At 32.9% G+C, this 13,765-nt stretch carries 13 protein-coding genes; 4 read left to right on the plus strand and 9 right to left on the minus strand.

The window, feature by feature from the left end:
• The first annotated feature begins 61 nt into the window (after nucleotides 1–61).
• The 3 genes from AST99_RS03880 to AST99_RS03890 all read left to right on the plus strand — a co-directional run bounded on the left by AST99_RS03880 (nucleotide 62) and on the right by AST99_RS03890 (nucleotide 4,341).
• The gene (locus tag AST99_RS03880; protein WP_057779360.1) at nucleotides 62–2,785 is read left to right on the plus strand and encodes a putative LPS assembly protein LptD; all 2,724 of its coding nucleotides are present in this window, start codon (nucleotides 62–64) and stop codon (nucleotides 2,783–2,785) included.
• A 10-nt stretch (nucleotides 2,786–2,795) separates the two neighbouring features.
• Nucleotides 2,796–3,176: a Rid family detoxifying hydrolase gene (locus AST99_RS03885; RefSeq protein ID WP_057779362.1), complete on the plus strand. Its 381-nt coding sequence runs from the start codon at nucleotides 2,796–2,798 to the stop codon at nucleotides 3,174–3,176.
• Between the two features lie 124 nt (nucleotides 3,177–3,300).
• On the plus strand, nucleotides 3,301–4,341 hold the full coding sequence (locus AST99_RS03890) for a GMP reductase (RefSeq protein WP_057779363.1): 1,041 nt from the start codon (nucleotides 3,301–3,303) through the stop codon (nucleotides 4,339–4,341).
• Nucleotides 4,342–4,432: 91 nt separating this feature from the next.
• On the opposite strand, the gene AST99_RS03895 is transcribed toward AST99_RS03890, so the two are convergent.
• From AST99_RS03895 to rpsA, 7 genes are all read right to left on the minus strand, one after another.
• A complete protein-coding gene (locus AST99_RS03895; protein WP_157486295.1) occupies nucleotides 4,433–5,683 on the minus strand; it encodes a hypothetical protein in 1,251 nt (416 codons plus the stop codon).
• 167 nt (nucleotides 5,684–5,850) lie between these two features.
• Nucleotides 5,851–6,501, minus strand: coding sequence for a pyridoxamine 5'-phosphate oxidase (gene pdxH, locus AST99_RS03900; protein ID WP_057779367.1), 651 nt, complete (start codon nucleotides 6,499–6,501; stop codon nucleotides 5,851–5,853).
• Between the two features lie 21 nt (nucleotides 6,502–6,522).
• Nucleotides 6,523–7,428, minus strand: a complete 906-nt coding sequence (locus AST99_RS03905) for a ribonuclease Z (protein ID WP_057779369.1) — start codon at nucleotides 7,426–7,428, stop codon at nucleotides 6,523–6,525.
• A 3-nt stretch (nucleotides 7,429–7,431) separates the two neighbouring features.
• Nucleotides 7,432–7,764 carry a hypothetical protein gene (locus AST99_RS03910; protein ID WP_057779371.1) on the minus strand — a complete coding sequence of 111 codons (333 nt, stop codon included), beginning with the start codon at nucleotides 7,762–7,764 and terminating at the stop codon, nucleotides 7,432–7,434.
• A 2-nt stretch (nucleotides 7,765–7,766) separates the two neighbouring features.
• Complete coding sequence (locus tag AST99_RS03915; protein ID WP_057779373.1) at nucleotides 7,767–8,696, minus strand: aspartate carbamoyltransferase catalytic subunit; 930 nt, start codon at nucleotides 8,694–8,696, stop codon at nucleotides 7,767–7,769.
• Nucleotides 8,697–8,702: 6 nt separating this feature from the next.
• Nucleotides 8,703–9,242 (minus strand): bifunctional pyr operon transcriptional regulator/uracil phosphoribosyltransferase PyrR, encoded by a 540-nt coding sequence (gene pyrR, locus AST99_RS03920; protein ID WP_057779667.1) that lies wholly within the window; start codon nucleotides 9,240–9,242, stop codon nucleotides 8,703–8,705.
• A gap of 130 nt (nucleotides 9,243–9,372) precedes the next feature.
• Nucleotides 9,373–11,202: a 30S ribosomal protein S1 gene (gene rpsA / locus AST99_RS03925; RefSeq protein WP_057779376.1), complete on the minus strand. Its 1,830-nt coding sequence runs from the start codon at nucleotides 11,200–11,202 to the stop codon at nucleotides 9,373–9,375.
• 319 nt (nucleotides 11,203–11,521) lie between these two features.
• On the opposite strand from rpsA, the gene AST99_RS03930 reads away from it, so the two are divergent.
• Complete coding sequence (locus AST99_RS03930) at nucleotides 11,522–11,902, plus strand: LysM peptidoglycan-binding domain-containing protein (protein ID WP_057779378.1); 381 nt, start codon at nucleotides 11,522–11,524, stop codon at nucleotides 11,900–11,902.
• Between the two features lie 56 nt (nucleotides 11,903–11,958).
• Here the strand turns inward: AST99_RS03930 and cmk are convergent, their stop codons facing one another.
• Together cmk and porQ are read right to left on the minus strand one after the other, a co-directional pair.
• Nucleotides 11,959–12,648 (minus strand): (d)CMP kinase, encoded by a 690-nt coding sequence (gene cmk / locus AST99_RS03935; protein WP_057779380.1) that lies wholly within the window; start codon nucleotides 12,646–12,648, stop codon nucleotides 11,959–11,961.
• The gene (porQ, locus tag AST99_RS03940) at nucleotides 12,648–13,667 is read right to left on the minus strand and encodes a type IX secretion system protein PorQ (RefSeq protein WP_057779382.1); all 1,020 of its coding nucleotides are present in this window, start codon (nucleotides 13,665–13,667) and stop codon (nucleotides 12,648–12,650) included. The genes cmk and porQ overlap by 1 nt, the downstream gene beginning before the upstream one ends.
• Between the last annotated feature and the right edge of the window lie 98 nt (nucleotides 13,668–13,765).

A 13,765-nucleotide genomic window follows, 5' to 3' on the forward strand; every position in this document is an offset into this window, starting at 1 on the left:
ATATGTAATTTTGATTTTTTAAAATACTAAATTAAACTTTACAAAAATACATTTAAAAGCATTGCGTTCAAACTACTTTCAAATACTTTTAGCTTTAAGTTTTACAGTGCTTATCAACACTTATGTCTTTTCTCAAGACTTGCCTAGACCTGTAAAAGTAGTTAAAGCAACCACTCAAGACCCTCCTCTTTTTACACCAATTATTAGCGTAGACAGTCTGGCTGTTAGTCAAATAAATGAACGTGCTCAAGATAGTGTTTTGCATGATAGTGTAAAGCCAAAAGATGAATTTTTAACAGATATTGTCACGTATTCTGCTGTAGATTATACTTCCTTTAATAGACTAGAACAAAAACTATACCTTTATAATGAAGCTGAAGTAGATTATCAGGATATGAACATTAAAGCTGGTGTAATTGTTATAGATTACAGTAAAAATGAAGTCTATGCTGGACGCATAAAAGACTCTACTGGTGCTTATACTCAAAAACCTGTATTTACTCAAGGGCAAAGTGTGGTCGAGCCTGACTCTATTCGATTTAATTTTGATACCCAGAAAGCTTTAATTTTTAATTCAAAAACCGAACAAAGCGGTTTTAATATACTTGCGCCTATAGTAAAAAAAGAAAGTGATTCTGTTATTTATATGGCCAAAGCAAAGTTTACAACTTCAGACGATGTAGAGAACCCAGAATACTATTTTAAAGCTAGTAAAATTAAATATGTTCCGGACAAAAAAGTTGTTGTGGGTCCAACCAATATGGTTATTGCAGATGTACCAACACCTATTGCTGTGCCATTTGGATTTTTTCCTTTAACAGATAAACAAACTTCTGGTATAATTATTCCTAGTTTTGGAGAAGATAGTGATCGTGGTTACTTTCTTCAAAATGGTGGATATTATTTTGCTATGAGTGATTATGCAGATTTAACCATTTTAGGAGATTATTACACCAATGGTAGTTATGGTTTAAATATAGAAAGTAACTATGCCTTAAAATATAAGTTTTCGGGTAGTATGTCTTTTAGGTATGAGAGTTTGATAGATAGTGAAAAAGGATTTCCTGACTATTCTAAATCTACTATTTATAACATTCGTTGGTCGCATAGTCAAGATTCTAAATCGAATCCAAATTCAAGTTTTTCTGCTTCTGTAAACTTAGGAAGTAGTTCTTATTATCAGACTTCGGTTAACCAATTAAACACTGGGAGTTATTTAAATAATACCTTATCATCATCTGTAGCGTATTCAAAATCATTTACCGGATCGCCACAAGTTAACCTTAGTGTTGCAGCAACACATTCGCAGAATACGACCACTGAAGTTATTAATATGTCGCTTCCAAATATATCTGGTAGTGTAGAACGTGTTTACCCTTTTGCTCCTAAAACAGGTACAAAAAGTGGTATTATTGATAATATTAATTTTCAATACACTGTTGATGCTGAAAATCAAATAGAAACTACCGATTCTTTATTCTTTAAACCACAAATGTTTAAAGATGCTGAAGCAGGTGTACAACATAGTGTACCAATAAGTACAAACTTTAAATTGTTTAAGTATTTAAGTTTAAGTGCTGGAACATCGTTTGAAGAAAATTGGACGTTTAAAACCATTAATAGATATTACGATCAAGATTTAGACGAAACTGTTACCGAGACTATAAATGGATTTGATGCTTATAGAACGTATAATTTTAGTACCAGTTTAGGAACTACAATTTATGGAATGTTCGATTTTGAGAAGGAAGGAAAAGATCGTAAAATTCAAGCCATAAGACACGTTATGCGTCCGTCTATTAGCTACAGTATAACACCTTCTTTTGATCAGTATTATGAAACGTATGAAGTAATTTCTACAGAAGGTACAGCATTAGAAACCTATTCGCGTTTTGAAGAATCTATTTATGGTGCGCCAAACGAGAATTTTTCATCTTCACTAGGTCTGTCATTAGCCAACAATTTAGAGGCTAAAGTTACAGATAGTGATAGTACGGCTACAGAAGCAAAAAAGATTACCCTATTAAACAGTTTAACCTTTTCGACATCATATAATTTTGCAGGAGATTCTTTACAATGGAGCCCACTAAGAATAAGTGGTGGAACATCTATTCTAGATAGTAAAATGAATATTAATTTTGGTGCCACTCTAGACCCTTATGCTTTAGATAATACCAATACTAAAGTAGATGTTTACAACATTAATAATAACGGAAGTCTATTTAGATTAACAAGTGCCAACTTAACTTTAAGTTATTCTTTATCTAACGAATTGTTTAGCGGAGAATCTAAAGAAGATGACAAAGGTATTCAAGAAAACCTACGTGGTGGTGGACGAGATGATGATCTCTTTGGAGTCTCTCAGGATTTTACCAACAATAGTTTTTTCGATAGTGATGAAGATGAGGAAGACGAAGAAGATAAGAAAAACGATAACGAGTTTTATAGGTATAAAATACCTTGGACATTAAATTTAGCGTATGCGGTTAATTATTCAAACACTACACGTAACAACGAAATTTCGTCAAACTCACTAATGTTTTCCGGAGATGTTTCGCTTTCCCCAAGATGGAGCGTAGGTGTATCTTCTGGTTACGACTTTAAAGACATGGGCTTTACATACACCCAATTGCGTTTAGAACGTGATTTATTAAGTTGGAGAATGAATTTTAGCTGGGTGCCTTTTGGAACTAGTAAATCGTGGTATTTCTTTATTGGAATAAAATCTAGTATCTTGAGTGATCTTAAATACGACAAGCGTTTACAATCAGATAAAAGTTTATAAAATAATATATATGAAAACAATAATTACAACTCCAGATGCTCCTGCTCCTATCGGACCTTATAACCAAGCGGTATTAAAAAACGGTATGTTATATGCTTCAGGACAAATTGCAATTAATCCAGTAACTAGCGAATTGGTTTTAGATGATATTAAAACGGAAACAACTCAAGTTATGGAAAATATAAAAGCTATTTTAAAGGCTGCAGATATGACGTTTGATGATATTATAAAAACGTCTATTTTCATTAGTGACATGCATAATTTTGCACAAATAAATGAAGTATACGGAACGTATTTTGATGAAGCTAATGCACCTGCAAGAGAAACTGTAGAAGTTGCTAACTTACCTAAATTTGTAAATGTTGAAATTAGTTTTTTAGCTTCAAAATAAAAGAATAATAGACTATATTATAGCCCAAATCTTTTTTCAGTTTTGAAATTAGTTTGGGCTATTATTTTGCTCACACTTTCCTCTAAACTTTAATTATTTAATACAGTAATAAAACCCTTTTAGAATGCGTATTGAAAATGAAATAAAATTAGGTTTTAAAGATGTTATGTTTCGTCCAAAACGATCAACATTAAAAAGCCGCTCTCAAGTAAATTTAAATCGTGAAATTACATTTTTACACAGTCAAACCACATGGACAGGTATTCCTATTATGGCAGCAAACATGGATACGGTTGGGACGTTCTCGTTAGCCTTAGCGTTAGCAAAACACAATTTATTTACAGCCATTCATAAACATTATAATCTTAGCGATTGGACCGCGTTTATGGAACAAGCTCCAGAAGATATTCAAAATTATATTGCAGTAAGTACAGGAACAAATGCCGCAGATAGCGATAAATTAAAAGCTATTTTTGAAAACCATCCTCAATTACGTTTTATATGTATTGATGTGGCTAATGGATATTCTGAACATTTTGTAAAATTTGTTGAGAAAACTAGAGCTCAATTTCCTGATAAAGTCATTATTGCAGGTAATGTGGTTACTGGAGAAATGGTTGAAGAATTGTTATTATCTGGAGCCGACATTGTAAAAGTAGGTATTGGTCCAGGTTCTGTGTGTACTACACGTGTTAAAACAGGTGTTGGTTACCCGCAACTATCCGCAATTATAGAATGTGCCGATGCTGCACATGGTTTAGGCGGGCAAATTATTAGTGATGGTGGTTGTGCCGTTCCAGGCGATGTTTCTAAAGCCTTTGGTGCTGGAGCTGATTTTGTAATGCTTGGCGGAATGCTTGCAGGACATGATGAAAGTGGCGGACAATTAATTCAACGTGACGGAAAACAGTACAAGCAATTTTATGGTATGAGTAGCGAAACTGCTATGGATAAATATGTTGGTGGTGTTGCAGAATATAGAGCCAGTGAAGGAAAAACTGTTGAAGTCCCTTTTAAGGGCCCTGTAGAACATACATTACAAGACATTTTAGGAGGTATAAGAAGTACTTGTACCTATGTGGGCGCTGCACGTTTAAAAGAATTGACTAAACGTACAACCTTTATTCGCGTGGCTGAACAAGAAAATCAAGTGTACACGAAATAAAGTGTAAGTATAGATGACATGCTATTTAAAATAAATAAATCTCGAGTGTATAACTCGAGATTTTTTATGTTTTTATAATAAGTATTATAAATTAATACTCCACAACTTTATCTAATACTAAATGTTTTAAAAGCGTTTCTGTGTCTTCTAGTTTATACTGAATTTGTCTTGTTTTTCCTGTATATTGATTGTTTTCATATATAGGAAAGCGCTGAATAAAAGTCCCTTCAACCATAGCATATTCATCGTGACCATAATATCCTGAATTAGCTTCTTTAAGCTCAGACGTTTTAGCTACTGTTATCTTACTTATAGACTTTTCGTTATTTACAGAAAAACCAAAAACGTCTCCTCTTTTATCTGTACCAGATGTGGTATACACTAATATTTCTGGAAACATATCATTATTTAAATCGTCTATTTCCACATTTATAATTTCTCCATGTACAGGATATACATCTGAATATTCAAAATCTAATCCTATGGGGTGTACACTAAGAAGACCTTCTTTTTCTTCAATATTGTATATGATATCATTGTAAGTTAAAGATTTAAAATATCCTGTTTTATCCATTTGGATGGTATCTAAATCTCCTTGAAGTTTATTGTAATTTCCAACTAAATTAGCTCCGCCAGAACAGAAATACATTAAGGCATCGCTTTCTGTTTCAGGATCTGTTGAAATCGTTACACTTTGATTGTTAAAAGAAAATAATATAATAGTGTTATTTTCTGTCACTTTTAAAGTGTTGCTATTCATCACATTTACAATAGCATCAAATGTACAAGTTCCACTTTTTTTATCAGCTCTAGAACGTATGGTTATTTTAGATTTAAAATCGTCTATAGGTTTTACCATCACGGCAGTCCAATCGTAACCATCATCTTTTTTATCGTAATCACTTGACACATAATTACCATAATTAGCGCTGTTAAATTTAGATATTTCCTCCGTCTTCTCAATTTCTATTTCAGCTGTTTTTAGATGTCCACTAGTGATAAGATTTCCGTCTTTACTCCATGAAAATTCGCTTCCCTTGGTCCATAAAGTATAGTCGTCTTCACTTTTATATGTGATACCATCAGAACTTGCAATACGTTTAAGAATAAAATCTGTATTGGCTTTAACGTCATGAACCGTAATGTATCCATTATCATTTTCAGGATGTACAAAAACTGCAAACTCTTGCTGTTTGTCTTTTGAAATGTATATGGTTGAAGAGTGTATTTCAGCAAACTTGGAATACACCATTTCATTGCTATTTTCCTGTTTACAAGACAGTAAGCTCATTGTAATTAAAACGATACTTATATAAGAATATATTGTGTTATAATGTATCATAATTTACTGTTTTATAACCAGTTAATAAGTAGTAAATTTAAATAAAATTTAAATAATTAACATAAAAACACATGATATTTTCACTTAGATTTAATAAAAATAATCTAACCTTAACATGTTAATAAAAATATATGAGTTACAATAAAAATATTTTATAAACTGAAATATCAAGGCGATAATCGTTCTTTTTTCCAATCGTAATTCTCCTCTAATTTATAACGAATGCGGTCGTGTAATCGATTTGGTCTACCTTGCCAAAACTCAAGTTCTACAGGCTTTACAATAAATCCGCCCCAATATTCTGGTCTTGTAATTTCTTTACCTTCAAAACTGTTTTCTAAATCTTTTAATTTAGCATCTAAATACTCACGACTCTCAATAACGTCGCTTTGATGAGAAACTATGGCACCTAATTGGCTTCCTCTAGGACGAGATTCAAAATAGCCATCGCTCATATTCTCAGCAATCTTTTCAGCAATACCTTTTATAATAATTTGACGTTCGGCTTTTGGCCAAAAAAAAGATAAACATACATTTGGATTAGCTAAAATGGCTTTTCCTTTTTCGCTATTGTAGTTGGTATAAAAAATAAAGCCTTCGTAAGTATAACGCTTTAATAGCACTACTCTACTCTTAGGAAATCCGTCAAGGCCTAAAGTAGACACCGTCATCGCATTCGTTTCATCTTCTAAGAAATGCTGATCTACTTCTAAAAACCACGTTCTAAATAGCTCTAAAGGGTTCTCAGGTGTATCTTCTATGAGAAGTTCTTTTTTATCGTATACTTTTCTATAATTACTTAAATCTTGTTCTTCCATAGTCATAAAAATAATTAAAGGCTAAACTGTAAAAACTTTTCCTGCAGCTGCAATATCTACAGGTTCGTAAACTTCTTGAGCTTCGGTTATAAATTCATTTAAATCGTCGTAACGTGTCGAAAAATGACCTAAAACTAATTGTTTGGCATTCGCTAGTTTAGCAATACTTGCTGCTTGTTTGGCGGTACAATGCTTTGTAGGGAATGCATTATGTTCGTGTTTTTCTAAAAAGGTAGATTCATGATATAGTAAATCCACATCTTTAATTATAGGTACAATAGATTCTGTATAAACAGTATCGCTACAAAACGCGTAACTTTTTGGCTTATTTGGCGCATTCGTTACCGTTTCATTTTTAATTAATTCACCGTCTTCATTTATAACATCTGCACCTTGCTTAAGTTTTCTATAATACGCAACGTCAATATTATCGTTTAAAATGGCGTTCATGTCTAATTTACGTTCTCCCTCTTTTTCTTTAAATAAGAAACCGTTGGTATATACACGATGTATTAATGGAATAGTATGCACTTCTACAGCATCATCTTCATAGATTAACTCAGATTCTTTTGAAGATAATTCGTGAAAAATAAGATTGAAATTTGTCCAAGATCCACCTAATTTCATTTGTAACGTAATAACTTCTTCTAAACCTTTCGGTCCATAAATATGCAAATCGGTTTCACGCGTTAAAAGTCTGAATGTAGATACTAATCCTACCAGACCAAAATAATGATCGCCATGAAGGTGAGATATAAAAATATGCTTAATGCGGTTAAATTTAACCTTATACTTTCTTAATTGTACTTGTGTACCTTCACCACAATCTATGAGGAACACATTGTTTTTAATCTCTAAAACTTGAGACGTTTGGTGCGCAGAAATACGAGGTGTTGCACTATGACAACCTAAGATTGTTAATTGCATAACTTAAAATCCTAAATCGCGTTCCATATCTTCCATCTCAATAATATCATAAGCTTCCTGTAAAGTAGGCACAATAACAATCTCTTCTATAGACTGATCGATTGTCACGCTATCTGACACCAATACAAAGGAATGTTTTGCTTTTCTGTGAGTATTTGAAAGTTGAAGAAATACTAAAATTTGCTCTAAAGTCAGTTGCTCTAAAGACGATAGGTTTACAATAACATTGTCGTTTTTAAATTTTGAATACGAATCCTCCATTTTTTTGACTAATTGTGCTGGAGTCGCATTTTCTTGAGTAACTATTGTAAGGTTACCTTCTGTATTTAAAATCATAATTACTGTTTTATTTTTGAAGCTAATAAATATATTACAGCCATCCTAATTGCTACCCCATTTTGTACCTGATCTAAAATAATCGCTTGTTTAGAATCGGCTACATCACTCGTGATTTCTACCCCACGATTTATAGGACCTGGATGCATAATGGTAATCTCTTTATTTAGACTATCTAGCAAGGCTTTATCTACACCAAATTGCTGTGTATATTCTCTTGTTGAAGGGAAATAACTAATATCCATGCGTTCGTTTTGCACACGAAGCATATTTGCAACATCACACCATTCTAAGGCCTTTCGTAAATCTGTTTCAACCTTTACACCAAGCTTATCTATATACTTTGGAATTAATGTTTTTGGTCCGCAGACCATCACTTTAGCACCTTGTAGTTGTAGAGCATATATGTTAGAAAGCGCGACTCTACTATGCAAAATATCGCCTACAATAACTACATTTTTTCCTTTAACTTCGCCTAAACGTTCGCGTATAGAATACGAATCTAATAAGGCCTGTGTTGGATGTTCGTGGGCACCATCTCCAGCATTTACAATACTTGCATTGACATGTTTAGACAGAAATACACCAGCACCAGGATTTGGATGACGCATAACAACCATATCTACTTTCATAGATAAAATGTTGTTTACCGTATCTATTAAGGTTTCTCCTTTTTTAACTGAAGATTGTGATGCTGAGAAATTGATAACATCTGCAGATAATCGTTTTTCTGCCAGTTCAAAAGATAATTTAGTACGGGTTGAATTTTCGAAAAACAGATTGGCAATAGTAATATCTCGAAGTGAAGGCACTTTTTTAATGGGCCTATTAATAACTTCTTTAAAATGATCGGCAGTTTCAAAAATTAACTGAATATCTTCTTTATTAAGATATTTAATACCTAGTAAGTGGTTTACACTTAATTCGCTCATCTTAGTCTAATTATTTATTAAGTACACAGCATCTTCATCTCCTTGCTCTTGCCACTGTACTATTACTTTTTCCTTGTTTATTGCATCTACTTGTCGGCCACGATAATTGGGCTGAATTGGTAAATGTCTACTAAAACGTCTATCTATTAACGTTAATAATTCGATCTCTTCTGGTCTTCCAAAAGATTGTATTGCAGTTAGCGCAGCACGTATACTACGACCTGTATATAAAACATCGTCTATAAAGACTACATTTTTGTTTTCTACTACAAAGCTTATTTCTGTGGTATTGGCTTCAAGAGGTTTGTCACTTCTTCTAAAATCATCACGATAAAAAGTAATATCTAAAAGGCCTAATTTAAGATCTTTAATCTTGTATTCTTCTTTTAGAATTTTTGCCAATCGTTTTGCTAAAAACTTTCCGCGAGGTTGTAATCCGACTAACACGGTATTGGAAAAATCGTTATGTTTTTCAATAAGTTGACAAGCCAATCGATGAAGAATGATGTTTACCTCTGTAGCATTAAGTAACACTTTTTGACTCATATTGTTTTTAAACATATTTGCTAAACAAAGGTAATGTAAATATTTAATACTTGGGATTGCCTAGCCTATAAAACATAAAAAAGCCTTCCAAAAAATTGGAAGGCTTTTAAATTATAAACAGTTAGAAAAATTATTTTCCTTCCATTTTATCTTTAAGAGCTTGTAAAGCGTCATTAGCATCACCTAAAGTTGGTTTAGCTTCCGCAGCAGCAGCTGTTTGTTTTTTAACAGCAGCTTTTACATTTGCAATCTCTTCTTCTTTAAAGATAGCAGTATGCGAAGCAACTACTCTTTTAAATTCTTTGTTGAATTCAATGATTTTAAATTCAGCAGAATCTCCTTTTCCTAATTTAGAACCATCTTCTTTCTCTAAGTGACGAGAAGGAACGAAAGCAACGATATCTTCGTTAAAGTCGATAGTAGCACCTTTATCTACAACATCTGCGATAGCAGCTGTATGTACAGTACCTACTGCGAATTCAGTTTCATATTTATCCCAAGGATTAGCAGTAGTTTGTTTGTGACCTAAAGATAATTTACGTCCTTCAACATCTAACTCAAGTACAACAACTTCTAATTTATCTCCAACAGCACAGAATTCTGATGGGTGTTTGATTTTCTTAGTCCAAGATAAATCAGAGATATAAATTAATCCGTCAATTCCTTCTTCTAATTCAACAAAAACACCAAAGTTTGTGAAGTTACGTACAATACCTGTATGCTTAGAGCTTAAAGGGTATTTAGTAGTAATATCTGTCCATGGATCTGGAGTTAATTGCTTAATACCAAGAGACATTTTACGCTCTTCTCTATCTAGAGTTAAGATAACTGCTTCAACTTCGTCTCCAACAGATACGAAATCTTGAGCTGAACGTAAGTGTGTAGACCAAGACATTTCAGAAACGTGAACTAAACCTTCAACACCTTCTGCAACTTCGATAAATGCACCGTAATCTGCGATTACAACAACTTTACCTTTTACTTTGTCTCCAACCTTAACTTCTTCACCTAAAGCATCCCATGGGTGCTTAGATAATTGCTTAAGACCTAATTGGATTCTTGATTTGTCTTCATCGAAGTCAAGAATAACAACGTTTAATTTTTGATCTAATTCAACGATTTCGTTAGGGTGATTAATTCTAGACCAAGAAAGATCTGTAATGTGAATTAATCCGTCTACGCCACCAAGGTCGATGAATACACCGTAAGAAGTAATGTTTTTAACAACACCTTCTAATACTTGACCTTTTTCTAATTGACCAATAATTTCTTTTTTCTGTTCTTCAATATCAGCTTCAATAAGCGCTTTATGAGACACAACAACGTTTTTAAATTCGTGGTTGATTTTCACAACTTTGAATTCCATTGTTTTGTTTACATACTGATCGTAATCTCTAATTGGTTTCACATCGATTTGAGAACCTGGTAAGAATGCTTCAATACCAAATACATCTACGATCATACCACCTTTAGTTCTACACTTAACAAAACCGTTAACGATTTCACCAGTATCATGAGCGTTATTTACGCGATCCCATGCTTTAATTACACGAGCTTTTCTGTGAGATAATACTAATTGTCCAGTTGCGTCTTCACGAACGTCAATTAATACTTCTACTTTATCACCAACTGCTAAGTTAGGGTTGTAACGGAATTCGTTTAACGAAATTACACCTTCAGATTTAGCGTTAATGTCAATAATAGCATCACGGTCAGAAATGTGTACTACAGTTCCTTCTACTACTTCGTCGTTTAATGTGTCAACGAAATTTTCAGCTACTAATTTTTCAAATTCTTTTAATTGAGAATCTTCAACTTCATCAATACCTTCTTGGTAATTGTGCCAGTTAAAGTCTGCTAAGAATTTTTCAGGGTTTGCTTGAGCTTCAGATACTTTTGGAGCTTCTACAGATTGTGCTTCAGTTGCTTCAACTTCAGCTTGGTTTGCTTTTTCAGCCATTTAATAATAAATTAATAATGTAGTGTTCTTTGCTTTCGCGTAAACTAAATACATTACATCTTGTATCCTATATGTTTTTGGAAGAATTAAGCGACAAACACATAGAAGTGTTATATATAAATTTTTCAGTTCCTTTTATCTTTCCAACTGTCGCTAAAAGGAGTGCAAAATTAATTATATTTTTTAATATAGCCTAATTTTTGTAATTTAAATTAAACTACTGAAAACAAGTGTATTATTGACAACCTTTAAATGTTAAAATAATAACATTATCTTTAATAGAAATTTAATATCTTGTAATCTTAAAATTAATCAAATTATGGCAGTAAAAGCAAAATATCAAGACGTACTTGATCTAGGAGAAACTTTAAATATTCAAAACGGAGATGTTTCTGAAGATAATGGAGTTTTAAAAGTAAAAGGTACCGCTAAAACTCAGTATGAGAAAAATTTAATATGGGATAAAATTAAAGCTATTGGAGGAGAAAATCCTACAGACATTATGGCTAATATTACTGTTGAAGACACCAGTGTTTTCCATAGACATACTGTAAAAAGCGGAGAGACTTTAGGAAAAATAGCAAAACAATATTATGGAGATGCTTCTAAATACCAAGCGATCTTTAAAGCTAATTCTGATATCCTTAAAAATCCAGATTTAATTCATCCTGATCAGGAATTAATTATACCTAACTTATAATTAAGAGCGTATTATTAAATAAAAAAAGAGCAATCTATTCGATTGCTCTTTTTTTATTAGCTCGCTATAATGGTGTTAGCTAATTTTAAAATGTTTTGATATTGCTCTTCAATAGTCGCGTTAGAATTATCTATGGCTATAGCATCTTCTGCTTGAATTAAAGGCGAGTCTTCTCTTGTACTATCTAAATGATCGCGTTTTTGAACATTTTCAAATACAGCTTCAAACGTAATGTTTTCGCCATTATTTTTTAATTCATTATAACGTCGTAAAGCACGAGTTTCTGCAGATGCAGTCATGAATATTTTAAGTTCGGCATCTGGAAACACAACGGTTCCAATATCTCGCCCATCCATTACAACAGCTTTATGTTTTCCTATTGCTTTCTGGATCTTTACTAACTGCGCTCTAACTTCTGGAACTGCAGCAACAATACTTACTAAATTAGAGACTTCTAGTGTACGAATGTCTTTTTCTATATTTTCATTATTTAAATATACTTCTGCAAAACCTAATGCATCGTTAAACGTAAATGAGACTTTTGCATTTGGTAATTCTGAAATTAAAGTTTCCCGATTAAAATGTTCTGTAGAAATTAACCCGTTTTTCATGGCAAAAAAAGTAATGGCACGATACATGGCTCCTGAATCTACATATATATATCCTAAAGATTTTGCTATTAACTTAGCGATAGTACTTTTTCCTGTTGACGAAAATCCGTCAATAGCAATTGTAATTTGTTTCATTATTGTAAATCTATATTAATTCCGAAATAGCTAGAACTTGCCGCACTTGAATATTTGGCATAGGTATAACTAAATCGCATTTTATTCATTTTAATTGCGATTCCTGCAGATAGACCTGAGAAATTACGCTCATCAACTATTCTTAACTCCTCGCCTCTTCTAAAACTATACCCCAATCTGATATTAAAACCACTGTCCGGAAATAATTCTGCACCTAAAATTGTACGACGTGTTATGTTTTGTAAAAACGTAACGTCTTCTTCGGTTTGATTTCCTTCTAAATCACTTTCTACACGCGATGGATTTGACACAGCAATGGGCCATTCTTGTAAATTCTCGAAAGTGACATGCCAACGAATAGGCACATTTTCTAACTTTTGAGAAAACCCTAAATCCACTTCAAATGGTAAAGGTTCATTTAAACCTGCATAAGTTGTAATTTGTGTTCCAAAGTTTCGAACAACTAAAGCGGCATTAAAGTTTAATTTTTTATCCATATAAAGAATACCAAAATCCATGGCGGCTCCTATAGACGAATATTGCTCTAAAGATGAAGAGATAAATTTTACATTGGCACCTACATAAAAATCTGAACCACCTACACGTGTTGCATAACCTAAAGATAGCGCTGCTTCATTTCCACTAAATGTTCCGGTTTCATTTCCGTCTTCATCGTATCCTTGAAACTCACCATAATTTACATAGGTAATACCTCCATGTATGGTTTGTGTACGCCTGTCGTAAGTATAAGCATATGCTGCAGTACCATAACTAACGGCTCCTAAATGACTGGTGTAATTTAAAGCGAGCTGATTATCCATTTCAACATTAATGGTTGCTGGATTGTATAGTGCTTGAGTGACATCGTAGTCGACATTGGTAAGCACTTTACCACCTAAAGCCGCTTGGCGTGGGGAAGACACTAAATTTAGAAATTGATAAGTTGACTCACCACCCAATTGTGCGGATGCGACATAACTACAACAACCCATAAAAAATAATGCTAATTTTCGCCTCATACAGATGCAAATTAAATAAATCTTAAGTTTAAAACGTCGATTTATCAATTATATTTTTCAGACTCCAAAATTGATGTCGAAACCGTGATACCATGTAT

The sequence above is a fragment of the Formosa algae genome (assembly GCF_001439665.1).
Taxonomy (GTDB): Bacteria; Bacteroidota; Bacteroidia; order Flavobacteriales; family Flavobacteriaceae; genus Formosa; species Formosa algae.